Source organism: Streptomyces sp. CNT360 (assembly GCF_000424785.1).
The window spans coordinates 301,531-326,021 of the sequence record NZ_AUKO01000004.1 but is presented as its reverse complement, the minus strand read 5'-3'; the positions used below and the strand labels follow the sequence as shown (position 1 = coordinate 326,021).

Genomic DNA, 24,491 nt, shown 5'->3' with positions numbered 1-24,491 from the left:
ACCTCACCGCAGTGCATCACCAGACACAGGACCGCACCGGGCCGCCGGCGGAGGAGCTGGAGATCGTCAACCCGGCGACGGAGGAGCTGATCACCACCGTTCCCGCCACCCTCCCCGAGGAGGTCGATCTCGCGGTCGCCCGGGCCGGGGCCGCTCAGACGTCCTGGGCCGCACTGGCGCCCGCCGACCGCGCCAGGCTGCTGCGCCGCTTCGCCGCCGTCGTGGACAGCCACATCGAGGAGCTGGCCGTCCTGGAGACCCGCGAGGCCGGGCATCCGCTGTGCAACGCCTGCTCGGAGGCCGGCAACGTCCGCGACCTGCTCGACTACGCGGCGGGCGGCGTCGAACGGCTGACCGGGCAGCAGATCCCCGTCGCCGGGGGCGTCGACCTCACCTTCGCCGAGCCGCTCGGCGTCGTCGCCGTCATCGCCCCGTGGAACTTCCCCATGCCGATCGCCGCCTGGGGCACCGCGCCCGCACTGGCCGCGGGGAACGCCGTCCTCCTCAAACCCGCGGAGACCACCCCGCTGACCGCCCTGCGGCTGGCCGAGCTCGCGCTGGAGGCCGGCCTGCCCGACGGGCTCTTCCAGGTACTGCCGGGCGAAGGCCCCGTGACCGGCACGGCGCTGGTCGAGCACCCGCGCGTCGCCAAGGTCGTCTTCACCGGCTCGACCGCCGTCGGCAAACAGATCATGGCCCGGTGCGCCGCCTCCGTGAAGCGGGTGACCCTCGAACTCGGCGGCAAGAGCCCCAACATCGTCTTCGCCGACGCCGACCTGGAGCGCGCCGCGGCCGCCGCCCCCGGCTCCTTCCTCGACAACACCGGTCAGGACTGCTGCGCCCGCAGCCGCATCCTGGTCCAGCGCAGCGTGCACGACCGCTTCCTGGAACTGCTGGAACCCGCCGTCCTCTCCTTCCGGGCCGGCAACCCGGCCGACAGCAGCACCGACATGGGCCCCCTGATCTCCGCACGGCAGCGCGAGCGCGTCCGCGGCTACGTACCCGAGGACGCGCCCGCCCTCATCCGGGGCAGCGTCCCCGAGGGGCCCGGCTACTGGTATCCGGCGACCGTGCTGGCGGGCGAGCCCGGAGCGCCCGCGTGTGTGCAGGAGGTGTTCGGTCCCGTCGCCGTCGTCCTCCCCTTCGACGACGAGGCCGAGGCGGTCCGGCTGGCCAACGACACCGACTACGGCCTCTCGGGCTCCCTGTGGACCCGCGACAGCGCCCGCGCCCTGCGCGTCAGCCGGGCGGTCGCCGCCGGGAACCTGTCGGTCAACTCGCACAGCAGCGTCCGCTACTCCACCCCCTTCGGCGGATACAAGCAGTCCGGCCTCGGCCGTGAACTCGGCCCCGGCGCGCTCGCCGCCTTCACCGAGACCAAGAACGTCTTCATCAGCACCGAGGAGAGCCCGTGAGCGTGACCGACTCCAGCGACCGGACCGCCGTGTGCCGCCGCCTCGTAGGGCGTACCGCCGTCGTCACCGGAGCGGGCAGCGGCATCGGTCTGGCCACCGCCCGCCGCCTCGCCTCCGAGGGCGCACACGTGGTGTGCGCCGACGTGGACGCCGCACGCGGGCGCAGTGCCGCGACGGAGACCGGCGGACTGTTCGTCCAGACGGACGTCACCGACCCCGCGCAGGTGGAGGCGCTCTTCCGGCGGGCCGACGAGACCTACGGCAGCGTGGACGTCGCCTTCAATAACGCGGGCATCTCCCCGCCGGACGACGACTCCATCCTGGAGACCGGCCTGGAGGCCTGGCAGCGCGTCCAGCAGGTCAACCTGACGTCCGTCTACCTGTGCTGCAAGGCCGCGCTCCCCTACATGCGGGCGCAGGGCCGCGGCTCCATCGTCAACACGGCCTCCTTCGTCGCCGTCATGGGAGCCGCCACCTCCCAGATCAGCTACACCGCCTCCAAGGGCGGGGTGCTGGCCATGTCCCGGGAACTGGGCGTGCAGTTCGCCCGGGAGGGCATCCGGGTGAACGCCCTGTGCCCCGGCCCGGTGAACACGCCGCTGCTGAAGGAGCTGTTCGCCAAGGACCCCGAGCGGGCGCAGCGCCGCCTGGTGCACGTCCCCGTGGGGCGGTTCGCCGAACCGGAGGAGATCGCCTCCGCGGTGGCGTTCCTGGCCAGCGACGACGCCTCCTTCGTCAACGCCGCCGAGTTCCTGGTGGACGGCGGTATCGCCGGCGCCTACGTGACACCCCTGTAGAGCGCGGCGAACGGCCCCGGTGGCTGTACCGTGCACGTGGTCAACGTCGACAACCCAGGAGGGGCGCCCCATGCGCAGCAGATCCGTCCTGACCGGTCTCACCCTGGCCGCGGCCCTCGCCGCGAGCCTCGCACCCGTCACCGCCCAGGCCCACGGCCACCACGGCGGGGGCCGCCACTGCCCCCGGCTCTCCTCGAAACTGCCCTGGCACGGCGACAACCGCGCCAAGCTCCAGCGCACCATCGACGAGCGGGGCACCTGCTCGGCGCACTGGCGGGGCGGCAGCCACCGGCCGGTCGCCGCGTTCGACTGGGACAACACCATCGTCAAGAACGACTCGACGGACGCCACCATCGCCTGGGCGCTCCAGCACGACAAGATCCTCCGCCCGAAGGACTGGGCGGACACCAGCAAGTGGCTCACCCCCGCCGCCGACCGCGCCCTCACCGAGGCGTGCGGCACCGGCACACCGGTCGGGCACCCCCTGCCCACCTCGACCGACGACGACTGCGCCGACGAGATCCTCCAGGTGCGCGGCGAGGCCGAGACGATGGCAGGCCAGGAGGCGTTCGAGGGGAAGTGGAACCACCGGCGCACCGTTCCGGAGTACGCCTGGGTTCCGCAGCTGTTCGCCGGGCACACCGTCGCCGAGCTGCGCTCCTACGCCCGCGCGGCCCGCGACGAGGCGCTGGCGGCGCCGATCGGCAGCGAGCAGAAGGTCGGCACCCACACCCTGCCGGGCTACAGCCGCTACTACGCCCAGCAGAAGGACCTTGTCCGCACCCTCCAGCGGGCCGGATTCGACGTCTACATCGTCTCCGCCGGATCCGAGCCGGTGACCGAGGAGTGGTCCAGCGGCGTCGGTATCGACCGCGCCCACACCCTCGCCATCCGCAGCGTCGTCGAGCACGGCCGTATCACCCCCAGGACCGAGGGCTGCGGCGGCACCGGCGTCAGCAGGGGGGAGGAGATCCCCTACATCGACGGCAAGCGCTGCGTCATCAACCAGGAGATCTTCGGCATCAAGGGGCCGCGGGCCTGGCACAAGCAGGACTGGCGGCACCGCATCGCGATCGGCGGCGGCGACGCCGACACGGACGTGACGTTCGTCGGCGACGCCACCGGCACCCACCTGGTGCTCAACCGGAACAAGCCGGAGATCATGTGCCGGGGCTACGACGACGCCGACGGGCGCTGGGCGGTGAACCCGATGTTCATCGAGCCGCTGCCGCGCAAGAAGGACCCGTACGCGTGCTCCACCGAGGGCTTCACCCGCCCGGACGGCTCGCTGGGCCCGGTACGCCGCGGTGACGGCTCCGTCATCCCGGACCAGAAGGACACCATCTACGGGCAGGACGCCTGACCTCACGGCCGGCAAGCTCGACGCCGAGCCCGACGGACGTGCCGGGGGCGCCCCGCAAAAGGGGCGCCCCCGGCACGTTTCCCACACCTGGCAGGGCCTCGGCGCGCGCCGTCACAGGAACGTCATGCCCTCGCCCCGGTACGTCGGTACGGACCGGGTGACCCGGTCGCCCTCCACCAGGTGCAGGGTGTCGAACCGCTCGCACAGTTCGCCCGACTTGGCGTGCCGGAACCACACCTTGTCCCCGATGAGCAGGTCGTCGGCGGGCTGCCCCAGCAGCGGCGTCTGCACCTCACCGGGCCCCTCCTGGGGGTCGTAGCGGAGCCCGCCGGGAAGGTACGGCTGCGGCAACCGGTCGCGGCCCGCCACTCCGGAGGCGGGGTACCCCCCGCCCAGCACGGTCACCACGCCCACGCCCGGCCTGCGGACCACGGGCACGGCGAACAGGGCGGCCGGGCGGCCCGTGAACGAGGTGAAGTGGTCGAACAGACGCGGCACGAACAGGCCCGAACCGGCGGCGATCTCCGTGACGGCCTCCTCGGCCGCCGTGTGCTGCACGCTGCCGGTCCCGCCGCCGTTCACGAACTCCAGGTCGTCAGCCACCGCGCGGACGGCGCGGACCGCCGCGGACCTGCGGACGGCCAGTTCCCGCCGGGCGGCCGTCTGCATCAGCCGGACGGCACGCGAGCGCAGCGCTGCACCGGGCACGGCGTCGCCCACCCCCGCCACGTGCCCCTCGTAGGCCATCACCCCCACCAGCCGGAAGCCGGGCCGTCGCTGGACGAGCCGGGCGAGGTCGGCCAGGTCGGCGGGGGAGTGCAGCGGAGAGCGGCGGGCCCCGACGCGGACCCGGCCGCCCAGCAGGCGCAGCGAGGTGTCGAGTTCGAGGCAGACGCGGATCTCCTCGCGGCCCCCGTCCCGTGCCGCGTCGATCAGCGCGAGCTGGGCCGGGTCGTCGACCATCACCGTCACCGCGGCGGCCAGCTTGGGGTCGGCCGCCAGTTCGGCGTAGCCGGCGCGGTCGGCCGACGGGTAGGCCAGCAGGATGTCCGTGAGACCCGACCGGGCCAGCCACAGGGCCTCGGGGAGGGTGTAGCTCATCACCCCGCGGAAGCCGTCCTTGGCCAGTGCCCGCTCCAACAGGGCACGGCAGCGTACCGACTTGCTGGCGATCCGCACCGGCTTGCCGCCCGCACGGCGCAGCAGGTCGTCGGCGTTGGCGTCGAACGCCTCCAGGTCGACCAGGGCGAGGGGTGCGTCCAGGTGGGCGGTCGCACGGTCGTACCGTGCGCGGTCGGCGGGGAGATCGGCAGTCGAATCGAACACCCCCGCAGCTTGCCAGAGCCGCGCGTCCGGGCACAGCCCCGTGCCCTCACGTCGCGCCCCCGCCCGCACCGTCGCCACCAGGCCGGGTACCGGCGCGTTCCCCCACCCCTGGGGCCCGGCAGCGCCTCGGGCGGGTTGCCCACCTGACAGGTCCGCACCGTAGAGTGACGCCGCACGCCGTGACGGGACGGCACGCGGCAACAGGCCACTTGGGGGCCCGGCGAACCGGCCTGCTCGGCAAGCGTTCGTGTGGGTCGGCAACGCACGGAGGGGGGCGCACATGAGTACCGATGCCGAGCGCGCCCCGATCCCCGAGCGCCCGGCCGCCCCGCCCCGGCCCCCTGCACCGCCGCGCCCGTCGCGTGCTCCGGCCGACGCGTCCGGGCCGACTGGGCCGACCGGGCTGTCCGGAACACTGCCCTCCCCGTCCGTCCCCGCGCCCCCGGCCAGCCCTCCCCGCCCTGCCGTCCCCCCGCGTCCGGGCGTCCCCCCGCGCCCCGCCTCACCACCGTCCACCGCCACCCGCACCTCCGCCGCCCCGGGCGGCTCCCCCGCCGAACAGGCCGACACCACCGGGCAGATCGATGCCGCCGGGCCGCCCGCAGCCGTCGGGCAGCCCGATGCGGCCGGGCAGCCCCGTGGCGCCGAACGGACCGACGGCGTCGCGGAGACCGGTGAACGGTCCCGCGACAGCGCCGCCGGGCCCGGCCGGGCCGTCGCCCGCACCGCGGGTGCCGCCGGTGCGGAGGCGGGGGAGGAGGCGGGCGGCGAACCGGACGCGGAGCCGATCCCGGAAGACGAGTCCAGCGCACACATGCCACAGCCCCGGGAGAACACCAGGGAAACGGAGACGGAGCGCACCGGGCGGGTGCCCGTGCCCGCCCCGCGAGACCACGCGCGCTCCCTCCGTCCTCCGGCCCCCACCCCGTCGCCCCGGCCCGCTCCCCCCACCGGCGCCCCCCTCACCTCGCACGCCGAACCGCCCCGGCCGCCCGCCCCGCCCGCCACCGGCGTGCCCGCTGCTCCGTCCGCCGACCCTGCTCCGTCCACCGGACCCTTCCGTGCCGTACCCCCGGCACCGACGGTTCCGCCCCCGCCCGCCGGGGCGCCCGACGCTGCCCGTGAGACCCACTGGCCCGGCCGCCACACGCCGTTGACCGCCCGCACGCTCGTCGCCGCGGTGTGTCTGGTGCTCGGCGTGGGCCTGCTGGGCGGGGCGGGTGCCGGCATGCTGCTGAGCGGGGACACCGAACAACGGCCCACCCTCGCCCAGGGGTTCGACGGGGCCCGGGCGGCCTGGCACGAGATCCCGGTGAACGAGCTGTTCCCGCGCACCCTGAAGGGGAAGGGCGCCGGCCCCGGCGGTGCCGACCGGCGTTGGACGCGGGTCGCCGTGGCTCCCGACAGCACCTGCACCGGCGCCTTCGACCCGCTGCTCGCCAAGGCGCTGGCCCCGGTGGGCTGCGCCCGGCTGGTGCGGGCCACCTACACCGACGAGACGACCAGCCGGGTCACCACCGTGGGCCTGACGTTCACCAAGTCGGGCCCGGCGGCCATGCGCGACCTGCGCGAGCGGTTCGCTGCTCAGAACCTCACCGAACGCACCGACCTGATGCCGCGCCCGTACCCGGCACGCGGCACCGTCGCCGCGGACTTCGGCGACGCCCAGCGCGCCACCTGGTCGCTGCACGTGCTGCAGGACGTGCCGGTGGTCGTCTGGTCCGTCTCCGGCTTCGCCGACGGCCGGGTCGTCACCGACCCGCAGCCGGCCGGGGTCGCCACCCGCAAGGGCGAGACCTCGGCCGCCGCCCAGGGCGGTCTCGGCCACGACGCGCAGGGCATCGCCGACCGCGTCGAACAACGGCTCCGCAAGGCGACCCTGCACCGCGACCGGACGAAGGACGAGTCCCGATGAAGCGCCCGTCCCGTTCCCCGGCCCGCGCCCTGCTGCGCACCCTCGTCGCCCCGCTGTGCGGCCTGTTGGCCCTCGCCCCGCTCACCGTCGGCACCGCGCACGCGCGGGGGGAGGGGCTGCAGCACCAGGAGTGGGCCCTGCGGGCGCTCGACGCGAAGGCCGCGTGGAAGACCACCAAGGGACAGGGCGTCACCGTCGCCGTCCTGGACACCGGCGTGGACGCCCACCACCCCGACCTGGCGAAGAACGTCGTCCGCGGCAAGGACCTGGTCGGCATGGGCGCCAGCGAGGGCGACCGGGCCTGGGCCCGGCACGGCACCGCGATGGCCGGCATCATCGCCGGACACGGCCACGGCAAGGACCACCGGGACGGCGTGCTGGGCATCGCGCCGGAGGCCCGCGTGCTGCCCGTCCGCGTCCTGCTGGAGGACCAGGACCCGCAGCGTGCCAAGGCCCGGGACGAGCGCGGCACCGCACTGGCCGAGGGCATCCGCTGGGCCACCGACCACGGCGCGGACGTCATCAACCTTTCCCTGGGGGACGACAGCGACTCCGCACACCCCGACGCGCGCGAGGACGCCGCGGTCCGCTACGCCCTGAGCAAGGGCGTGTCCCTCGTCGCCTCGGCGGGGAACGGGGGTGAGGACGGCGACCACGTCTCCTATCCGGCGGCCTACCCGGGCGTCATCGCGGTGGCCGCCGTCGACCGCAACGGGGCGCGCGCCTCCTTCTCCACGCGCCGCTGGTACGCGACCGTGGCGGCACCCGGCAAGGACATCCTCATCGCCGACCCCGACCGCAGCTACTACCAGGGCTGGGGCACCAGCGCCGCCGCGGCCTTCACCTCGGGAGCCGTCGCGCTGGTCCGCGCCGCGCACCCGGACCTGAGCCCCGCACAGATCAGGGAGCTGATCTCCGACACCGCGCGCAACACCCCCGAGGGCGGGCGCAGCGACGCGGTCGGCACCGGCCTCGTGGACCCCGCGGCCGCCATCGAGATGGGCTCGCATGTGGAGCCGCAGAAGCAGCGGCCGCGGGTCGGCGAGTACGGCAAGGAGTACTTCGGCGCGGCACAACCCGGGGACGGAGCGGGGCCCAACTGGTTCGCCCTGGCGGCGGCCGTCGTGGGCGCGCTGCTGGTCGGCGCGGCCGTCGCCGCACACCGGGGTGTCACCCCGCGGCTGCCGGCGCGGCTGCGGGGCCTGACGGCGGGTGTTCCGCACGCCCGCCGGCCCGAGGAGGGGTCGCGTCCGCCGGGCGGCCCGTGAGCACGGAGGCGGCGTCACGGGCGGCCCGCTCCCCCGCGGCGACGCCCGCCTCCTCGGCGGCGTGCGCGTCGCAGACGGCTCTGTTCCCGCCCCCATCAGCCGCCCGCCCGCGCCGGGCCGCCCTACGGGCACCGGATAGGCTCGCTGCGTGGCGCTCAAGAACATCCCCCGGTCGGGCTTCGCCGACGACGACGGCACCGCGGATCCGGCGCTCGCCGAGGCCCTCGCGGCCTGGCAGGCCGACCCCCACGCGCCGTCGGCCGAGTCCCGCGTCCTGGCGGCGCTCGGCGCCGCCCGGCTGCTCGTGCCCGTCGTCGCCGTGCTGACCGAGGCCGAGACCGGCGAGGACGGGCTGCGCCGCGACAAGACCAGCGAGATGGCCGTCCCCACCCTCAACGCGCCCGGGGGTCGCCGCGCTCTGCCGGCCTTCACCTGTACGGAGACGCTCGCGCGCTGGCGGCCCGACGCGCGCCCTGTCGCCGTCCCGCTGCCCCAGGCGCTCCAGGCCGCCGCCCACGAGAAGGCCGACACCGTGGTGCTGGACCTGGCCGGTCCGGTGACCTACGAACTGACCGGCCCGTCGCTCCGTGCGCTCGCCGAGGGGCGCGTCCACGCCCGCGCGCTGGACGCCCCCGCGGTGACCGAGGCGGTACGCGCCGTCCTCGCGGCCGAGCCCCGGATCGCCGGCGCGCACCTGGCACCCGGCGACGGCACGGGGGACGGGCTCCTTGCCCTCGCCCTGGCGCCGGGCGCCGGAAGCGGAGCCGAGGCCACCGAGGTGGCGCGGCGGGTGGCCGGTGTGCTCGCCGCCGATGAGACGCTGCGGGCGCAGCTGGTGAAAGGGCTCGATCTGGCGCTGCTGCCGCCCGGCACCACGCTGCCCGAGGACGCGTTCTACCGGGCCTGAGCACCGCCACCGGACGCGTCCGGGGAGCCGCTGCTGCCCTCCGCGCAGTCCCCGAGGTGCGAGGGGGACCGGCCCGTCGGACACTCGACAGGAAGTGCCGGGACGCACCCTTCCGGCTGCCTCCTACGACCCCCACGGGAGGTCGACATGCAGGTCAAGTCGCTCCAGGCCAACCCCGAACAGCTCAGGGACCTGGAAGACAAGCCGCAGCCCGTCGTCGCGGAGTTCCTGGGCACCCTGTTCCTGGTCTTCTTCGGTGTCGGCGCGGCTGTGCTGTCCGCGGAGTACGTCGGCTCGCTGGGCATCGCGTTGACGTTCGGCTTCGTGATGCTGGCGCTCGCCTACGCCATCGGCCCGATCTCCGGCTCCCACGTGAACCCGGCGGTGACGCTGGGAATGTTCCTGGCCGGACGCCTCGACCTGGAGCTGGCGATCAAGTACTGGGTCGCCCAGTTGGTCGGCGGGATCGCGGGGGCCGCACTGCTGCTGCTCGTCGCCAAGCAGGTCCCCGGTCTGGTGACCAGCGAGACGTTCGGCAGCAACGGCTTCGGTGACCGCTCGGCGGTGCACATCAACACCGGTGGCGCCTTCGTCGCGGAGCTGGTGCTGACGTTCCTGTTCGTCTACACGGTGCTGGCGGTCACCCACAAGGTGGCGGTCGTCGGCTTCGACGGGCTGCCCATCGGCATCGCGCTGGCCACCGTCCACCTGGTCGGCATCCCGCTGACCGGCACCTCCGTGAACCCCGCCCGGAGCCTGGGCCCGGCGATCTTCGCGGGCGGGGCGGCGCTGACCCAGCTGTGGCTGTTCATCGTCGCGCCCCTGGTGGGCGGCGCTGTGGCGGCGTACGTACACATGATCACGCACCCGCAGCCCAACCGGCGGCCTCGCCGTGAGATGCGGGTGAGCTGACCCGGTGGTTCAGCCGTGCACCGGCCCCGTGTACTTCTCGCCGGGGCCCTGGCCGGGCTCGTCGGGCACGGTCGAGGCCTCCCGGAAGGCCAGCTGGAGCGACTTGAGTCCGTCGCGCAGCGGCGCCGCGTGGTACGAGCCGATCTCGGTGGCGCTCGCCGTGACCAGCCCGGCCAGGGCCTGGATCAGCTTCCGTGCCTCGTCCAGGTCCTTGTGCTGCTCGCCTTCCTCGGCCAGCCCCAGGTTGACGGCGGCTGAGCTCATCAGGTGCACCGCCACGGTGGTGATGACCTCGACGGCGGGGACGTCCGCGATGTCGCGGGTCAAGCTGTCGAAGTCGGGGTTCGTCTGGCCAAGGGGCACCGAGGGCTCCGAAGGCTGCCCGGCGGCTGCGGCGTCGCTCATACGGCTCAGCCTAAGCCCCGCCCGTCCCGTACGGTCGAACGGGCCGTCCCGCCGTCGAGTGGCCCGTTCGACGGCGGGACGGCCCGTGCCCGCCCGAGTGGGCGTGCCCCGGACCGGCTCCGAACCGGCGGTGCGCCCGAGCGGGCGGCCGGGTACCGCGCTGCGGGTCCCGCAGGACTGCGGGCGGCACTCCGCGCGGCCTGCTGGTATGCTGGGACAACGACCGGCTGAAGACTGCGCGCACGTACGCGGCCTCCAGCCCGCAAGTGGAGGCTCCGATCTCCCACCTGGTGGCCCTGCGGGCCGCGGGTCAAAGGTCAGGCTGCGCCCCGCGGAGATCCGCGGCGGTGCTCCCGGTCTGTGAGGAGCCCCGCCTGTGACCCGTCCGGGGCGCTTTGTGCATTCTGCGGCGGTGGTCACCACTCACTACAGACTCGTGCGCGGTCGTCCGCCAGACGGTCGCGCGGTGTACCCGAGGAGGCCCCATCAGCGCCGAGCCCCGCATCAACGACCGGATTCGCGTCCCCGAGGTGCGACTCGTCGGTCCCAGCGGCGAGCAGGTCGGCATCGTGCCGCTTGCCAAGGCCCTTGAGCTCGCACAGGAATACGACCTCGATCTGGTCGAGGTGGCGGCGAATGCCCGCCCGCCGGTGTGCAAGCTCATGGACTACGGCAAGTTCAAGTACGAGTCGGCCATGAAGGCCCGTGAAGCGCGCAAGAACCAGGCGCACACGGTCATCAAGGAGATGAAGCTCCGGCCGAAGATCGATCCGCACGACTACGACACCAAGAAGGGTCACGTCGTCCGGTTCCTCAAGCAGGGTGACAAGGTCAAGATCACGATCATGTTCCGCGGCCGTGAGCAGTCCCGCCCCGAGCTGGGCTTCCGGCTGCTCCAGCGGCTCGCGGACGATGTGTCCGACCTGGGCTTCGTGGAGTCCAACCCGAAGCAGGACGGCCGCAACATGATCATGGTTCTCGGCCCGCACAAGAAGAAGACCGAGGCCATGGCGGAAGCCCGGGAGGCCCAGGCCGCCCGCAAGGCGGAGCGCCAGCAAGGTGCTCTTCCCGCTGAGGTGCCCGCCGAGGAGACCGCCGAGGCGTGAGCCCTCCCGGGGCGCCGTCCCGGAACCGATACGAACAACTGACGCTTCCGCCTGCCCGCGTGGCAAACGGAAGCGTCACTGACGAGGAGAAACGGCGACATGCCGAAGAACAAGACCCACAGCGGCACCCGAAAGCGCGTCAAGCTCACCGGTTCCGGCAAGGTGATGCGCCAGCGCGCCGGTCGCCGCCACTACCTCGAGCACAAGCCGTCCACGCTGACGCGCCGCCTCGCCGGCACGACCGAAGCGGCCCCGGCCGACGCCAAGAAGCTCAAGAAGCTCCTCGGCAAGTAACACCCGCGCGACCGGGACCCATCGATCCGGGCCCAGGCAGTGAGGCGACCTGCCGGCCCCGCCAACAAGGAGTAATCACGTGGCACGCGTCAAGCGGGCAGTCAACGCTCAGAAGAAGCGCCGGGCGATCCTGGAGCAGGCCAGCGGCTACCGCGGCCAGCGTTCCCGCCTGTACCGCAAGGCGAAGGAGCAGGTCACCCACTCCTACGTCTACAACTACAACGACCGCAAGAAGCGCAAGGGCGACTTCCGTCAGCTGTGGATCCAGCGGATCAACGCCGCTGCCCGCGCCAACGGCATCACCTACAACCGCTTCATCCAGGGTCTGAAGGCCGCCTCCGTCGAGGTCGACCGCAAGATGCTGGCCGAGCTCGCGGTCAACGACGCCGCCGCCTTCACCGCGCTGGTCGAGGTCGCCCAGAAGGCGCTGCCCAGCGACGTGAACGCGCCCAAGGCCGCCTGAACGTCCGACTGAGGCTTTCAGCCGTGTCTCCTCCGGCCACGGGCCGGAGGTCCTGCACTCTCGCCGTCGTGGTTTCCTCCCCCGTGCGCTGCACGGGGGTGCCCCCATGGCGGCGAGATGTTTTTCTGCGAGAGTGAGCGAACCCCCTTCCATGCCGCCCGAGTTGACGTCCCTGCGCTCGCCCCGTGTCACCGCCGCGCGCAAGCTCGGCAAGCGGAGTTTCCGTACCAAGGAGCGGCGGTTCCTCGCGGAGGGGCCGCAGGCGGTGCGCGAGGCGCGGGACCACCTGGTCGAGGTGTACGTCACACCGGACGCGGCCGGACGGCACGCGGACATCCTGGACGCCGCCCGCGCGGCGGGCGTCCCCGTCCTGACCGCCTCCGACGAGGTGGTGGCCGAGATGGCCGACACGGTCACCCCGCAGGGCATCGTCGCCCAGTGCCGGTTCCTCGACCGCCCCTTCGAGGAGATCGTGGCGGCCCGCCCCCGCCTGGTGGCCGTCCTCGCGCACGTCCGAGACCCGGGCAACGCCGGCACGGTGCTGCGCTGCGCCGACGCGGCGGGTGCCGACGCCGTGGTGCTGACCGACGCGTCCGTGGACGTCTACAACCCCAAGGCCGTCCGCGCCTCGGCCGGCTCGCTCTTCCACCTGCCCGTCGCCGTCGGCGTGGGCGTCGCGGAGGCGGCGCAGGGGCTGGCCGGCGCCGGGGTGAGGCTGCTGGCCGCCGACGGCGCGGGGGAGCGCGACCTGGACGAGGAACTGGACGCGGGAACCATGGCGGCGCCCACCGCATGGGTGTTCGGCAACGAGGCCTGGGGGCTGCCGGAGGAGACCCGCGCCCTCGCGGACGCCGTGGTGCGGGTGCCCCTGCACGGCCGGGCGGAGAGCCTCAACCTCGCCACGGCCGCCGCCGTCTGTCTCTACGCCTCGGCGCGCGCCCAGCGCAGCCGATGACGGGGCGCACGCGGAGCACGGTGACCGTGTGCACAAAGAGGGTGCCCCGCGGTAACCCCGAGCTAGTAGGGTGTCGGCCCCGGGTGCGGGGACCGAGGCGCTTTTGGAGGGGCGGTACGGGATGGATGTGAACCCCGACGACCTGCCCGACGGGCTCGTGATCGCCGACAGCGGCGGCCACGTCGTCTGCTTCAACGCGGCGGCGGCCCGCCTGACCGGACGCAGGCCCGGCGAGGCGCTCGGCAGCCCGCTGCCCGCCGCGCTGCCGCTGGAGGACCTGGACGGGCGCCGCTGGTGGCAGCTCGCCGATCCCTACCGCGGCCCGGCCATCACCAACGGTCACCCCGAGCGGAACCTGCTGCTGCCCGGCGGCCACGAGGTGCTGGTCTCCGCGCGGTACGTCCGCGCACGGCCGCGGGGCCCGGTCGAGCGGGTCGTGGTCACCCTGCGCGGCACCGAGGCACGGCGGCGCACCGAGCGCAGCCACGCGGAACTGATCGCCACCGTCGCCCACGAGCTGCGCTCCCCCCTCACCTCCGTCAAGGGGTTCACCGCGACCCTGCTGACCAAGTGGGAGAGGTTCACCGACGACCAGAAGCGGCTGATGCTGCAGACCGTCGACGCGGACGCGGGCCGCGTCACCCGGCTGATCGCCGAACTGCTGGACATCTCCCGGATCGACTCCGGGCGCCTGGAGGTGCGCCGTCAGCGGCTCGACATGGCGAGGGTGGTGCGCCGGCACGTGGACGCCCACGTCGCGGCCGGCCGCCCCGCCTCCCGCTTCGTGACGGACATCGCCACCGACCTGCCCGACCTGTGGGCCGACCCCGACAAGATCGACCAGGTGCTCGGCAACCTGCTGGAAAACGCGGTGCGGCACGGCGAGGGCACTGTCACCATCGACGTGCACCCCGCACCGTCACCCCGCGAGCCGGGGTCGGACAGCGGCAAGGCCACCGCCGTCACGGTCAGCGACGAAGGTCCCGGCATCCCGGAGGAGTCCATGAGCCGCGTGTTCACCCGCTTCTGGCGCGGCAGCAGGCGCGGCGGGACGGGCCTGGGCCTCTACATCGTCAAGGGGATCGTCGAGGCGCACGGTGGAGTGATCACCGTCGACCGGGCACCCGCCGGCGGTGCCCGCTTCCGATTTATCCTGCCCGTGGGCACCCCGGCCTTCCTGGCCTGACCGGACCGGTACCGGTCCTGGTCCCACCGGCCCGGAGCCGTCCGGCGCCCACGGGCGGACCCCCGCACCTCGGCGGAGGCCCCGCGCTGCGGCCTCCGCGTCACCGCCACCAGGCACACCCCCGTAGACTCGGGCCCCGGCAACGCAGGCGCCGGGCAGCCGCAGTGCGGGAGCGCAGCCACCGAAATCGGAAAACACGGGAAGAGATGTCGGCACCCAACAAGTCGTACGACCCTGTCGAGGTCGAGGCACTGAAACCGGAAGAGATCGACCGCGTGAGGGACGAGGCGCTCGCCGCCGTCGCCGCCGCCGGTGATCTGGAGGCGCTGCGCGAGGTGAAGGTGGCCCACGCGGGCGACCGCTCCCCGCTGGCACTGGCCAACCGCGAGATCGGCGCCCTGCCGCCGCACGCCAAGGCGGAGGCGGGCAAGCGCGTCGGGCAGGCGCGCGGCGCGGTCAGCAAGGCCCTCAAGGCGCGTGGGGAGGAGCTGGAGCGCGAGCGGGACGAGCGGGTGCTGGTCGAGGAGGCCGTGGACGTCACACTGCCCTACGACCGCCGCCCGGCCGGTGCCCGGCACCCGCTGACCACCCTCTCCGAGCGCATCGAGGACGTCTTCGTGGCCATGGGCTACGAGGTCGCCGAGGGGCCCGAGGTGGAGGCCGAGTGGTTCAACTTCGACGCCCTCAACATCGGCCCCGACCACCCGGCCCGCACCATGCAGGACACCTTCTTCGTCCGCGGCCCGGGAAGCACCGCGGCCGACGGGGACTCGGGTGTCGTGCTGCGCACCCACACCTCGCCGGTGCAGATCCGCTCCCTGATGGACCGTGAACTGCCCGTCTACGTGATCTGCCCGGGCCGCGTCTACCGCACCGACGAGCTGGACGCCACGCACACCCCCGTCTTCGGCCAGGTCGAGCTGCTGGCCGTCGACGAGGGGCTGACCATGGCCGACCTCAAGGGCACCCTCGACCACCTGGTCACGGCCCTGTTCGGCGAGGGCCTGGGCACCCGGCTGCGCCCCTCCTACTTCCCCTTCACCGAGCCGTCCGCCGAGATGGACATGGTGTGCTTCGTGTGCCGGGGTGCGTCCGTGGGCGACCCCGGCAACCCGTGCCGCACCTGCTCCAGCGAGGGCTGGATCGAGCTGGGCGGCTGCGGCATGGTCAACCCGCGGGTGCTGACCGCCTGCGGCGTCGACCCGGAGCGCTACAGCGGGTTCGCCTTCGGGTTCGGCATCGAGCGGATGCTGATGTTCCGCCACAACGTCGAGGACATGCGAGACATGGTCGAGGGTGACGTGCGCTTCACCCGGCCGTTCGGGATGGAGATCTGATGCGGGCGCCGCTGTCGTGGCTCCGGGAGTACGTCGAGCTGCCGGCCTCCGAGACCGGGCGGGACGTCGCGGCCAGGCTGATCGCTGCCGGGCTCGAGGTCGAGACCGTCGAGCAGACCGCCGCCGGGCTCACCGGCCCGCTGGTCGTCGGCCAGGTACTGGCCGTCGAGGAGCTCAAGGACTTCAAGAAGCCGATCCGCTACTGCCAACTGGACGTCGGCCGGGGCCCCGGGGATCCGCAGAACATCATCTGCGGCGCCACCAACTTCGCCGTCGGCGACAAGGTCGTCGTCGTGCTGCCCGGTGCCGTGCTGCCCGGCGGGTTCGAGATCAGCGCCCGCAAGACCTACGGCCACGTCTCGGAGGGCATGATCTGCTCCGAGCGCGAGCTGGGCATAGGCGAGGACCACGCCGGGATCATGGTGCTGCCGCCCGAGACCGAGGTGGGCACCGACGCGATCGAGCTGCTGGAGCTCCAGGACGACGTACTGGACATCGCGGTCACCCCGGACCGCGGCTACTGTCTGTCGATGCGCGGCCTCGCCCGCGAGACGGCCACCGCCTACGGCGTGCCGCTGCGGGACCCGGCGCTGCTGGACGTGCCGGCCCCCACCGCGGACGGCTACCCGGTCCAGGTCGCCGACCCGCTGGGCTGCGACCGCTTCACCGCCCGCACCGTCACCGGGCTGCGTCCGGACGCCGCCTCGCCGCTCTGGCTCAGGCGCCGACTGCAGAAGGCCGGGATGCGTCCGGTCTCGCTGCCGGTGGACATCACCAACTACGTGATGCTGGAGCTGGGCCAGCCGCTGCACGCCTACGACCGCAACCGCATCGAAGGCGCCATCGGGGTGCGCCGGGCCGAGAGCGGGGAGAAGCTCACCACGCTCGACGGCGTGGCGCGTGTCCTGGACGCCGAGGACCTGGTCATCACCGACGACCGCGGGCCCATCGGGCTCGCCGGTGTCATGGGCGGCGCCCACACCGAGATCGCCGACGGCCAGGGCGAGGCGCAGCGCACCACGGACGTCGTGGTGGAGGCCGCCCACTTCGACCAGGTCTCCGTGGCCCGCACCGCGCGCCGCCACAAGCTCTCCTCGGAGGCCTCGCGCCGCTTCGAGCGGGGCGTCGACCCGGAGGCTGCGGCCGCCGCCGCGCAGCGCACCGTCGACCTGCTGGTGCTGCTGGCCGGCGGCACCGCGGAAGCGGGCGTCACCGAGGTGCGCACCCCGTCGGGGCCGCACACCATCCGGGTGGCCGTCGACCACCCGGACAAGGTCGCGGGCGTCACCTACGGACGGGAGACCGTGGTGCGCCGCCTCCAGCAGGTCGGCTGCGACGTCTACGGCGACATCGGCCCCAGCGCCCTGGAGGGCGGCGAGCGCCCCACCGAGGGGCCGGAGGAGCTCACGGTCACCGTGCCGTCGTGGCGGCCCGACCTGACCGACCCGAACGACCTTGCCGAAGAGGTCATCCGGCTGGAGGGCTACGAGAACCTGCCCGCCACCCTGCCCCGGCCGCTGCCGGGGCACGGGCTGACCGAACGGCAGCGGCTGCACCGCCGTGTCGGCCGCGCCCTGGCGGGCGCCGGATACGTCGAGGCGCTGTCGTACCCGTTCGTGGGCGAGGCCGTCTTCGACCAACTCGGCCTGGAGCCGGGGGACGCGCGCCGGCGTACCGTCCAGCTCGTCAACCCGCTCTCCGACGAGGAGCCGGGGCTGCGCACCACGCTGCTGCCCGGGCTGCTGGCCGCGCTGCGCCGCAACGACGGCCGCGGCAGCCACGATCTGGCGCTGTTCGAGACCGGCCTGGTCTTCCTGCCCACCGGCACCGAGAAGGCGCCCGGACGCCCGGCGGTCACCCGGAAGCCCTCCGCAGAGGAGCTCGCCGCGCTGGACGGCGCCCTCCCCGAGCAGCCGCGGCACGTGGCGGTCGTGCTGGCGGGTGCCCGGGAGCAGGCCGGCTGGTGGGGCAAGGGCCGCCCGGCCGACTGGGCGGACGCCGTCGAGGCGGCCCGCACCGTGGCCGCCGAGGCGGGCGCCGAGCTGATCCTGGAGAACAGTCGGTACACGCCCTGGCACCCGGGCCGCTGCGCCGCGCTGTACGTGACGGTGGACGGCGACCTGGCCCTGGCCGGGCACGCCGGTGAGCTGCACCCGCGCGCGCTGAAGGCACTGGGCCTGCCGTCGCGCACCTGTGCGATGGAGCTCGACCTGGACCTGGTGGAGCGGGCCGGTGCGGGTGCGCTGCGTGCCCCGCACGTCTCCGCGTTCCCGATGGCCACCCAGGACGTGGCGCTGGTGGTGGACTCCGAGGTTCCGGCCGCCGAGGTCGAGCGCGCGCTGCGTGCGGGCGCCGGTGAGCTGCTGGAGTCGCTGCGGCTGTTCGACGTCTTCACCGGCGAGCAGCTCGGCGAGGGCCGTAAGTCGCTGGCCTACGCGCTGCGCTTCCGCGCCGGTGACCGCACGCTGAAGGCCGAGGAGGCCTCGGCGGCGCGGGACGCGGCGGTTGCGGTGGCCGTCGAGCGCACCGGAGCCGTCCTGCGCGGCGCCTGAGCACAACTCCTCCCGCCGGGAGAGCAGCAGGGGCACCCGCCACCGGCGGGTGCCCCTCATTTTTTCTGCTCATCTTTTCGGGTGAGAAGACCCTCCGAGCTCCGCCCGGAGGGGCGGGGCTGGATACGGGTGACGACGTGGCAGCAGCGAACTCATCATCCCGTCCGGCGGATGCTCCGATCCGCAGCCTGATCCCTGCTCGTATCGACCGGATGCCCTGGTCCGGCTTCCACACGAAGATGATCGCGGCGCTGGGCTGTGCGTGGATCCTCGACGGCCTGGAGATCACGGTCGCCAGCTCGGTCACCTCGATCCTCACGCGGGAGGACACCCTCGGGCTCTCCTCCAGCGAGGCGGGCCTCATCGCGACCGTCTATTTGGTCGGACAGGTGACCGGTGCACTGTTCTTCGGTCGGATGGCCGACAAGTTCGGGCGCCGGAAGCTCTTCCTGCTCACCTTCGGCGTGTATCTGTTCGGCAGCGGCATGACCGCCCTCACCTACGGACAGGGCCCCGCCTGGGACGGATTCCTGTATCTGACCCGCTTCGTGGCGGGCACCGGGATCGGCGGCGAGTACGCCGCCATCAACTCCGCCATCCAGGAGATGATGCCCGCCCGCTTCCGGGGCCGGGTCGACCTGCTGGTCAACGGCACCTACTGGGCGGGCGCCATCGTCGGAACCCTCGCCGAGCTGGTGATCCTGGCCTACTTCGACGACACCGTGGCCTGGCGGATCGGCTTCCTCCTCGGCCCCGTGCTGGGCTTCTCCGTGCTGTTCGTCCGCCGCCATCTGCCGGAGAGTCCACGCTGGCTGATCATGAACGGCCGCGAGGCGGAGGCGGAGGCCGCCATCTCCCGGATCGAGGCTGCGGTGCGCCGGCACGGCAAGAAGCTGCCGCCGGTCGACGAGAAGGACGCCATCGAGATCAGCGAGTCGGCCCACAGCACCTACGTCACGCTGCTGCGGGTCCTCTTCCGGCAGTACCCCAAGCGGGCCGTGCTGGCCTCGACGCTGATGATCACCCAGTCGTTCCTGTACAACGCGATCTTCTTCACCTACACGCTGGTGCTCACCACGTTCTACGGCGTCTCCGCGGAGGCCGCGCCGATGTACCTGCTCGCGTTCGCCGCGGGGAACCTGGTGGGGCCCATCGTGCTGGGCCCGCTCTTCGACATCGTCGGCCGCCGTTGGCTGATCGCCGGCACCTACCTCTTCTCCGGGTGCGCGCTGGGCGTCACGGCTTCGCTGTTCGCCGCGGACGTGCTGACGGCCACCACCCAGACCGCGGCCTGGTGCGTGATCTTCTTCTTCGCCTCGGCGGGCGCGTCCTCGGGGTACCTGACGGCCGGTGAGATCTTTCCGCTGGAGGTGCGCGGCAAGGCCATCGCGCTCTTCTTCGCCATCGGGCAGGCCGCGGGCGCCTCCGGCCCCTACTTCTACGGCTGGCTGATCGGGGACGGCAGCGACCGGGGCCGGCTCTTCATCGGCTTCCTCGTCGGCGCCGTCATCATGGTCGTCGGCGGGCTGGCCGAGACGTTCCTCGGTGTGGACGCCGAACGCAAGCCCCTGGAGTCGGTCGCCAAGCCGCTCTCCGTCGTCCGCACGTCCGTGGGCGCGGCCCGCAGGCGGACGGTGAAGAAGTTCCGCAAACCGGAGGAGCGGCCCGGGGTGGAGCCGGTGCCCGAGCGGGGTCCGGCGGTCGGTCCCGGTGCGGTGATCGGGCCGGATGCGGTGGCCGGACCGGAGCCGCTGGCAGGCTCGGAGCCGCTGCCCGGTGCGGAGCCGGTCGTCGGGCCGGAGCCGTGGGTGGAGCCGGTGGCCGGCGCCGAGCACGGGGCCGGTCCCGCGCCGGGTGCCGGGGGGCCGGGCGCGGACGGGGCGCCGGACGGCAACTGGGCGGACCCGGCGCAGCCGCGCGCGGGCTCCACGAAGCGGGACGGCAACGACCGGGACCCGGGGGACGATCCGGATCCGGGCGACGAACCGACGGCGGACACCCCCGCGGTATGACGCGGGCCGCGTGTACGCGCCGGACCGGCGGGTGCGGGGTGCGGGGGCGGCGCCGTCACCCTGCCCGGCGCCGTCGGGCGATGAGCCCCGCCGCCCCGGCCGGTCCGTACCTCCGAGCGACTATCTGCACCGTGAGGGAGTGGGCAGCATGCCGGCATTCGTGACGATCGGGTACGGCGATCGCGAGGGGTACGACCGTACGGAACCGGACGTCCGGGCGGCGGCGCACGAGCAGGACGCCCGGCTGCGTGAGAAAGGGACCGTCACCGGGATCGCGGGGACGCCGACGCAGGTGCGCAACCACGGCGCGGCCGGGGTGGAGACGCGCAGCGGTCCCTTCCTGAGCTCGGCGCTTCCGGTGGCCGGCTTCTCGGTGTTCGAGGCTGCCGACCTCGCGGAAGCCGTGGCACTCGTCTCGCGCACGCCCTGTGCCGTGGCCTACGGCGTCGTCGAGGTCTGGCCGCTCGAACAGGTTCCGCGGAGCGAGGGCTGAGCCCGGCCGGCAAGCGCCCTCGCCCGCGCGGGTCTCAGGAGTAGGCGTAGAAGCCCGCGCCGGCCTTGCGGCCCAGACGACCCGCGTCGACCATCCGCTGGAGCAGCGGGGGAGCGGCGTAAAGGGCCTCCTTGAACTCGGCATACATCGAATCGGCCACCGAGGCGACGGTGTCGAGGCCGATGAGGTCGGCGAGCTTGAGCGGCCCCATGGGGTGGGCGCAGCCCAGCTCCATGCCGCTGTCGATGTCCTCCCGGCTGGCGATGCCGGATTCGAACATCCGGACCGCGGAGAGCAGATACGGGATCAGCAGCGCGTTGACGACGAAGCCGGAGCGGTCCTGCGCGCGGATCGTGTGCTTGCCCAGCGTCCTGCCGACCACCGCCTCGGCCCGCTTGATGGTCTCCTCACCGGTCGTCAGCGCCGGAATGAGCTCCACCAGGCGCTGTATCGGGGCCGGGTTGAAGAAGTGGATCCCGATGACCTGGTCGGGGCGCGAGGTGGCGACGGCGAGCTTCACCAGCGGGATCGAGGAGGTGTTGGACGCCAGGATCGCCTCGGGGCTGGTCACCACCTGGTCGAGGACCTGGAAGATCTCGGTCTTGACCTGCTCGTTCTCGATGACGGCCTCGACGACCAGGTCACGGTCGGCGAAGTCGCCCAGATCGGTGGTGAAGGTCAGCCGCTCCAGGGCCTCGTCGCACTCCTGGCGGCTGAGCTTGCCGCGGTCCGCGGCCTTGCCGAGCGAGTTGACCAGCCGGGTACGGCCGATCTCCAGGGCCTCGCCGGTCGTCTCCGCGACCAGCACGTCGAGCCCGGACCGCGCGCACACCTCTGCGATACCCGCGCCCATCTGGCCACAGCCCACCACTCCGACGCGTTCGACGCCGGCTACAGACTCCGTCACCTCGTGCCTTTCGCTGATCTTCACGGTCCGCAGCGGACCGCCCCGGCGTATGAGGGCGTCGGGCGGCGCCGCTTCGCCGCCCGACGTTACCTGTGGGGGCACACCGGAGGGAGACCGGGTGCGAAAGGTCACCTGTGTGTGGACTGTGGGTGACCGACGGTGCGGACGGGCCGTGCGGCCCGGTTCCTCAGCGCCGGCCGCGCGGCTCCGGTTCGCGGACCACCGAGTCGGGACCGGGGGAGACCACCGCCTCGTGGCCGTCGTCGTAGCGCACGCGGTACGGGGGTTCGCCCCGGAGCCCCAGCACTTCGAGGATCTGCGCCGTGCGATCGTGCTGTCCCACGACGCGTCCGTGCATCAGCAGTTGGTCGCCTGTGTGTGCTCGCATGTCACTTGCCCTCCTGTCTCGTGCTGTTCACGGGGGTCATGCGCGGGTGCGCTGCACGACCACGATGCACACCAGAACGGCGAGCGCCGCCGCGGGCGCGGCGGGCGACAGGTGCTCGCCGAGCAGGAGCACCGCCCATACCAGCGTAAGCAGCGGCTGCGCCAACTGCACCTGGCTGGTCCGGGTGACCCCGGCCAGCCCCATCGCCCGGTACCAGAACAGCAGCCCGAGGAACTGGGAGCCCAGCGCGCTCCAGGCCAGCCCCGTCACCGCGTGGACGGTCGGATGCACCGGCTCGTACGCCAGCGCGAGAGCGCTGCCCGCGACGGCGAGCGGCAGGCAGCCCACCAGCGCCCAGCCGATCACCGCCGGCGCCGGCAGCTCCCGTGCGAGCCTGCCGCCCTCCGCGTATCCGGCAGCGCACAGCAGCAGCGCCCCGCAGAGGAAGAGGTCGCCGACACCGGGTGCGCCCCCGCTCTGGTAGAGCGCGAAGGCGACCACCACCGCCGCACCCGCCAGCGCGGCGCCCCAGAAGGCGGGGGAGGGGCGGGCACCGGTGCGCAGCGAGGAGTAGACGGCGGTGGTCAGCGGAAGCAGTCCGACCACGACGGCGGCGTGCGAGGTGGTGGAGGTCTGCAGGGCCAGCGTCGTCAGCAGGGGGAAGCCGATCACCACCCCGGAGGCGGCCAGGGCGAGCCCCGTCCAGTGGCGGCGGGCCGGCGGCGGCACCCGCCGCACGGCGAGCACGGTCGCGGCGATCACCCCGGCGAGCAGCATCCGCAGTGTGGTCGCCGTCCAGGGGCCGAAGCCCCGCAGCGCCCAGTCGGTGGCGGGGAAGGTCAGCGAGAAGAAGCCGACGCCGAGGGCGGCCAGCCCCACCCCGGTCCGGGCCGCCGCCCGCCCGCCGGAGGGGCCCGGACCGCCGGCCGGGTGCGGGTCCGGCCGCTGGGCCGGGGCCGTGTCCGCGACCGGCTCCGCTATCCGCGGTTCGTCGATAGCGCTATCCTGTACTGTCATGTCAGAGCGTAGCAGTGTGGCCGGGATGGCCGACGAACTGCGAAGCGAGCTGGACCGCTACTCACCTGGGGAGAAGCTGCCGTCCAGTCGGGCGCTCGTGGAACGGTTCCGGGCCAGCCCGGTGACCGTCTCGCGGGCGCTGTCGGTCCTGGCTGCCGAGGGCCTGGTCGTCACCCGCCCCGGGGCCGGGGCCTTCCGCGCGGAGACCCGGCGGGCCGAGGCCGCCCTGCGTCGACAGGGCGACACCTCCTGGCAGGAGGTCGCCCTCAGCGCCGACCCCTCGGCCGACCACGTGCCCCGCAGCGTGGAGGCGAGCGGAGTGACCGCGACGCTCGACAGGCCGCCGCCCGGCGTGCTGGAGCTCAACGGGGGATACCTGCCCTCCGGGCTCCAGCCGGAGAAGGCGCTGGCCGCGGCGCTCGCCCGCGCGGGACGGCGACCGGGCGCCTGGGGCCGGCCGCCGGTGGAGGGCCTGGAGGAGTTGCGCGGCTGGTTCGCCCGGGAGATCGGCGGGCCGACCGGCCGGGTGGCGGCCGGCGACATCCTGATCACCGCCGGCGGCCAGTCCGCGATCACCACGGCCCTGCGCGCCCTGGCACCGCCGGGCGCCGCCGTGCTGGTGGAGTCCCCCACCTACCCCGGCATGCTCTCCGCGGCCCGCGCCTCGGGGCTGCGCCCGGTTCCCGTCCCGGTGGACCCCGAGGGTGTCCGCCCCGACCTGCTCGCGGCGGCCTTCCGGGCCAGCGGAGCCCGCGTGCTGGTCTGCCAGCCGCTGTTCCAGAACCCGACCGGTGCCCTCCTCACCGCGCGGCGGCGCGGCGAGGTGCTGCGAGCGGCGCGCGCGGCGGGCGCCTTCGTCGTCGAGGACGACTTCGCCCGGCACCTCGCGCACGACGACGCCGACCCGCTCCCGCCCACGCTGTGCGCCGAGGACGCGGACGGTGTCGTCGTCCACATCCGCTCCCTGACCAAGGCGACCTCGCCCAGCCTGCGGGTGGGCGCGCTCGCCGCGCGCGGCCCCGTACTGGAACGGCTGCGCGCCCTCCAGGTCGTCGACAGCTTCTTCGTGCCGCGGCCCCTCCAGGAGGCGGCGCTGGAGCTCGTCGGTGCCCCGGCCTGGCCTCGCCATCTGCGCACCGTGGCCACCGAGTTGCGGGCGCGCCGGGAGATCATGCTGGCGGCCCTGGCCCGGGAGGCCCCCGCGCTCCGCCTCGACCACGTCCCGCGCGGCGGCTACCACCTGTGGCTGCGGCTCCCGGCCGGTGCGGACGAGAACACGCTGGCCGCCGCTGCGCTGCGGGCCGGTGTCGCGGTCGCGCCGGGCCGCCCCTACTTCGCCGCCGAGTCCTCGTCCCCGCACCTGCGGGTGACGTTCGCGCCGGCGGCGGCCGAGAGTGATCTCATCGAGGGGGTCCGGCGGTTGGGCGCGGCCTGCGCGGAGGCGCTGCCGGGGAGCTGACGGTGTGCGGCGGT

Annotated in this window: 22 protein-coding genes; 17 read left to right on the top strand and 5 right to left on the bottom strand. The window is 73.7% G+C overall.

The window, feature by feature from the left end; genetic code table 11:
- The first annotated feature begins 11 nt into the window (after positions 1 to 11).
- From H297_RS0111650 to H297_RS0111640, 3 genes are all read left to right on the top strand, one after another.
- Positions 12 to 1,415, top strand: a complete 1,404-nt coding sequence (locus H297_RS0111650; protein ID WP_027737187.1) for an aldehyde dehydrogenase family protein — start codon at positions 12 to 14, stop codon at positions 1,413 to 1,415.
- Complete coding sequence (locus tag H297_RS0111645) at positions 1,412 to 2,212, top strand: 3-oxoacyl-ACP reductase (RefSeq protein ID WP_486589480.1); 801 nt, start codon at positions 1,412 to 1,414, stop codon at positions 2,210 to 2,212. The genes H297_RS0111650 and H297_RS0111645 overlap by 4 nt, the downstream gene beginning before the upstream one ends.
- 70 nt (positions 2,213 to 2,282) lie before the next feature.
- Complete coding sequence (locus H297_RS0111640; protein WP_027737185.1) at positions 2,283 to 3,575, top strand: haloacid dehalogenase-like hydrolase; 1,293 nt, start codon at positions 2,283 to 2,285, stop codon at positions 3,573 to 3,575.
- A 111-nt stretch (positions 3,576 to 3,686) separates the two neighbouring features.
- Here the strand turns inward: H297_RS0111640 and H297_RS0111635 are convergent, their stop codons facing one another.
- Entirely contained in the window at positions 3,687 to 4,901 is a 1,215-nt protein-coding gene (locus tag H297_RS0111635) for an amino acid deaminase/aldolase (protein WP_027737184.1), read from the bottom strand.
- A 280-nt stretch (positions 4,902 to 5,181) separates the two neighbouring features.
- Here H297_RS0111635 and H297_RS44180 point away from each other — a divergent pair, with 280 nt between their 5' ends.
- The 4 genes from H297_RS44180 to H297_RS0111615 all read left to right on the top strand — a co-directional run bounded on the left by H297_RS44180 (position 5,182) and on the right by H297_RS0111615 (position 9,903).
- Positions 5,182 to 6,816, top strand: a complete 1,635-nt coding sequence (locus H297_RS44180) for a hypothetical protein (protein ID WP_486589479.1) — start codon at positions 5,182 to 5,184, stop codon at positions 6,814 to 6,816.
- Complete coding sequence (gene mycP, locus H297_RS35885) at positions 6,813 to 8,084, top strand: type VII secretion-associated serine protease mycosin (RefSeq protein WP_051351754.1); 1,272 nt, start codon at positions 6,813 to 6,815, stop codon at positions 8,082 to 8,084. The genes H297_RS44180 and mycP overlap by 4 nt, the downstream gene beginning before the upstream one ends.
- 148 nt (positions 8,085 to 8,232) lie before the next feature.
- Complete coding sequence (locus H297_RS0111620; RefSeq protein WP_027737183.1) at positions 8,233 to 8,991, top strand: SseB family protein; 759 nt, start codon at positions 8,233 to 8,235, stop codon at positions 8,989 to 8,991.
- A 147-nt stretch (positions 8,992 to 9,138) separates the two neighbouring features.
- Positions 9,139 to 9,903 (top strand): MIP family channel protein, encoded by a 765-nt coding sequence (locus H297_RS0111615; RefSeq protein ID WP_027737182.1) that lies wholly within the window; start codon positions 9,139 to 9,141, stop codon positions 9,901 to 9,903.
- Positions 9,904 to 9,912: 9 nt separating this feature from the next.
- On the opposite strand, the gene H297_RS0111610 is transcribed toward H297_RS0111615, so the two are convergent.
- On the bottom strand, positions 9,913 to 10,308 hold the full coding sequence (locus H297_RS0111610) for a DUF1844 domain-containing protein (RefSeq protein WP_027737181.1): 396 nt from the start codon (positions 10,306 to 10,308) through the stop codon (positions 9,913 to 9,915).
- A gap of 485 nt (positions 10,309 to 10,793) precedes the next feature.
- On the opposite strand from H297_RS0111610, the gene infC reads away from it, so the two are divergent.
- From infC to H297_RS0111565, 9 genes are all read left to right on the top strand, one after another.
- Positions 10,794 to 11,414, top strand: coding sequence for a translation initiation factor IF-3 (gene infC / locus H297_RS0111605; protein WP_486589498.1), 621 nt, complete (start codon positions 10,794 to 10,796; stop codon positions 11,412 to 11,414).
- A 99-nt stretch (positions 11,415 to 11,513) separates the two neighbouring features.
- Positions 11,514 to 11,708 (top strand): 50S ribosomal protein L35, encoded by a 195-nt coding sequence (rpmI, locus tag H297_RS0111600; RefSeq protein ID WP_027737179.1) that lies wholly within the window; start codon positions 11,514 to 11,516, stop codon positions 11,706 to 11,708.
- Positions 11,709 to 11,787: 79 nt separating this feature from the next.
- A complete protein-coding gene (gene rplT, locus H297_RS0111595; RefSeq protein WP_027737178.1) occupies positions 11,788 to 12,171 on the top strand; it encodes a 50S ribosomal protein L20 in 384 nt (127 codons plus the stop codon).
- Positions 12,172 to 12,322: 151 nt separating this feature from the next.
- Entirely contained in the window at positions 12,323 to 13,126 is an 804-nt protein-coding gene (locus H297_RS0111590; protein ID WP_027737177.1) for a TrmH family RNA methyltransferase, read from the top strand.
- A gap of 121 nt (positions 13,127 to 13,247) precedes the next feature.
- Positions 13,248 to 14,312 carry an ATP-binding protein gene (locus H297_RS0111585; RefSeq protein ID WP_027737176.1) on the top strand — a complete coding sequence of 355 codons (1,065 nt, stop codon included), beginning with the start codon at positions 13,248 to 13,250 and terminating at the stop codon, positions 14,310 to 14,312.
- A gap of 206 nt (positions 14,313 to 14,518) precedes the next feature.
- Positions 14,519 to 15,649, top strand: a complete 1,131-nt coding sequence (gene pheS, locus H297_RS0111580) for a phenylalanine--tRNA ligase subunit alpha (protein ID WP_027737175.1) — start codon at positions 14,519 to 14,521, stop codon at positions 15,647 to 15,649.
- Entirely contained in the window at positions 15,649 to 18,201 is a 2,553-nt protein-coding gene (gene pheT / locus H297_RS0111575; protein ID WP_027737174.1) for a phenylalanine--tRNA ligase subunit beta, read from the top strand. Before pheS ends, pheT begins: the two co-directional genes overlap by 1 nt.
- A 212-nt stretch (positions 18,202 to 18,413) precedes the next feature.
- Entirely contained in the window at positions 18,414 to 20,213 is a 1,800-nt protein-coding gene (locus H297_RS35880) for an MFS transporter (RefSeq protein ID WP_027737173.1), read from the top strand.
- A gap of 148 nt (positions 20,214 to 20,361) precedes the next feature.
- Positions 20,362 to 20,706: a YciI family protein gene (locus tag H297_RS0111565; protein WP_027737172.1), complete on the top strand. Its 345-nt coding sequence runs from the start codon at positions 20,362 to 20,364 to the stop codon at positions 20,704 to 20,706.
- A 34-nt stretch (positions 20,707 to 20,740) separates the two neighbouring features.
- On the opposite strand, the gene H297_RS0111560 is transcribed toward H297_RS0111565, so the two are convergent.
- The 3 genes from H297_RS0111560 to H297_RS0111550 all read right to left on the bottom strand — a co-directional run bounded on the left by H297_RS0111560 (position 20,741) and on the right by H297_RS0111550 (position 23,018).
- On the bottom strand, positions 20,741 to 21,613 hold the full coding sequence (locus H297_RS0111560) for a 3-hydroxybutyryl-CoA dehydrogenase (RefSeq protein ID WP_037793909.1): 873 nt from the start codon (positions 21,611 to 21,613) through the stop codon (positions 20,741 to 20,743).
- A 187-nt stretch (positions 21,614 to 21,800) separates the two neighbouring features.
- Positions 21,801 to 22,001 carry a DUF1918 domain-containing protein gene (locus H297_RS0111555; protein ID WP_027737170.1) on the bottom strand — a complete coding sequence of 67 codons (201 nt, stop codon included), beginning with the start codon at positions 21,999 to 22,001 and terminating at the stop codon, positions 21,801 to 21,803.
- A 36-nt stretch (positions 22,002 to 22,037) separates the two neighbouring features.
- Positions 22,038 to 23,018: a DMT family transporter gene (locus H297_RS0111550; protein WP_037793753.1), complete on the bottom strand. Its 981-nt coding sequence runs from the start codon at positions 23,016 to 23,018 to the stop codon at positions 22,038 to 22,040.
- Here H297_RS0111550 and H297_RS0111545 point away from each other — a divergent pair.
- Entirely contained in the window at positions 23,017 to 24,477 is a 1,461-nt protein-coding gene (locus tag H297_RS0111545) for an aminotransferase-like domain-containing protein (protein ID WP_027737168.1), read from the top strand. The two genes, H297_RS0111550 and H297_RS0111545, sit on opposite strands and share 2 nt — an antisense overlap.
- The last annotated feature ends 14 nt before the right edge of the window (positions 24,478 to 24,491 follow it).

Coding starts and splice junctions, on each gene's coding strand:
- H297_RS0111640 (WP_027737185.1), top strand. CDS start 2,283: ATGCGCAGCAGATCCGTCCTGACCGGTCTCACCCTGGCCGCGGCCCTC.
- H297_RS44180 (WP_486589479.1), top strand. CDS start 5,182: ATGAGTACCGATGCCGAGCGCGCCCCGATCCCCGAGCGCCCGGCCGCC.
- mycP (WP_051351754.1), top strand. CDS start 6,813: ATGAAGCGCCCGTCCCGTTCCCCGGCCCGCGCCCTGCTGCGCACCCTC.
- H297_RS0111615 (WP_027737182.1), top strand. CDS start 9,139: ATGCAGGTCAAGTCGCTCCAGGCCAACCCCGAACAGCTCAGGGACCTG.
- H297_RS0111610 (WP_027737181.1), bottom strand. CDS start 10,308: ATGAGCGACGCCGCAGCCGCCGGGCAGCCTTCGGAGCCCTCGGTGCCC.
- rpmI (WP_027737179.1), top strand. CDS start 11,514: ATGCCGAAGAACAAGACCCACAGCGGCACCCGAAAGCGCGTCAAGCTC.
- H297_RS0111590 (WP_027737177.1), top strand. CDS start 12,323: ATGCCGCCCGAGTTGACGTCCCTGCGCTCGCCCCGTGTCACCGCCGCG.
- H297_RS0111585 (WP_027737176.1), top strand. CDS start 13,248: ATGGATGTGAACCCCGACGACCTGCCCGACGGGCTCGTGATCGCCGAC.
- pheS (WP_027737175.1), top strand. CDS start 14,519: ATGTCGGCACCCAACAAGTCGTACGACCCTGTCGAGGTCGAGGCACTG.
- pheT (WP_027737174.1), top strand. CDS start 15,649: ATGCGGGCGCCGCTGTCGTGGCTCCGGGAGTACGTCGAGCTGCCGGCC.
- H297_RS35880 (WP_027737173.1), top strand. CDS start 18,414: ATGCCCTGGTCCGGCTTCCACACGAAGATGATCGCGGCGCTGGGCTGT.
- H297_RS0111565 (WP_027737172.1), top strand. CDS start 20,362: ATGCCGGCATTCGTGACGATCGGGTACGGCGATCGCGAGGGGTACGAC.
- H297_RS0111555 (WP_027737170.1), bottom strand. CDS start 22,001: ATGCGAGCACACACAGGCGACCAACTGCTGATGCACGGACGCGTCGTG.
- H297_RS0111545 (WP_027737168.1), top strand. CDS start 23,017: ATGTCAGAGCGTAGCAGTGTGGCCGGGATGGCCGACGAACTGCGAAGC.
- H297_RS0111550 (WP_037793753.1), bottom strand. CDS start 23,018: ATGACAGTACAGGATAGCGCTATCGACGAACCGCGGATAGCGGAGCCG.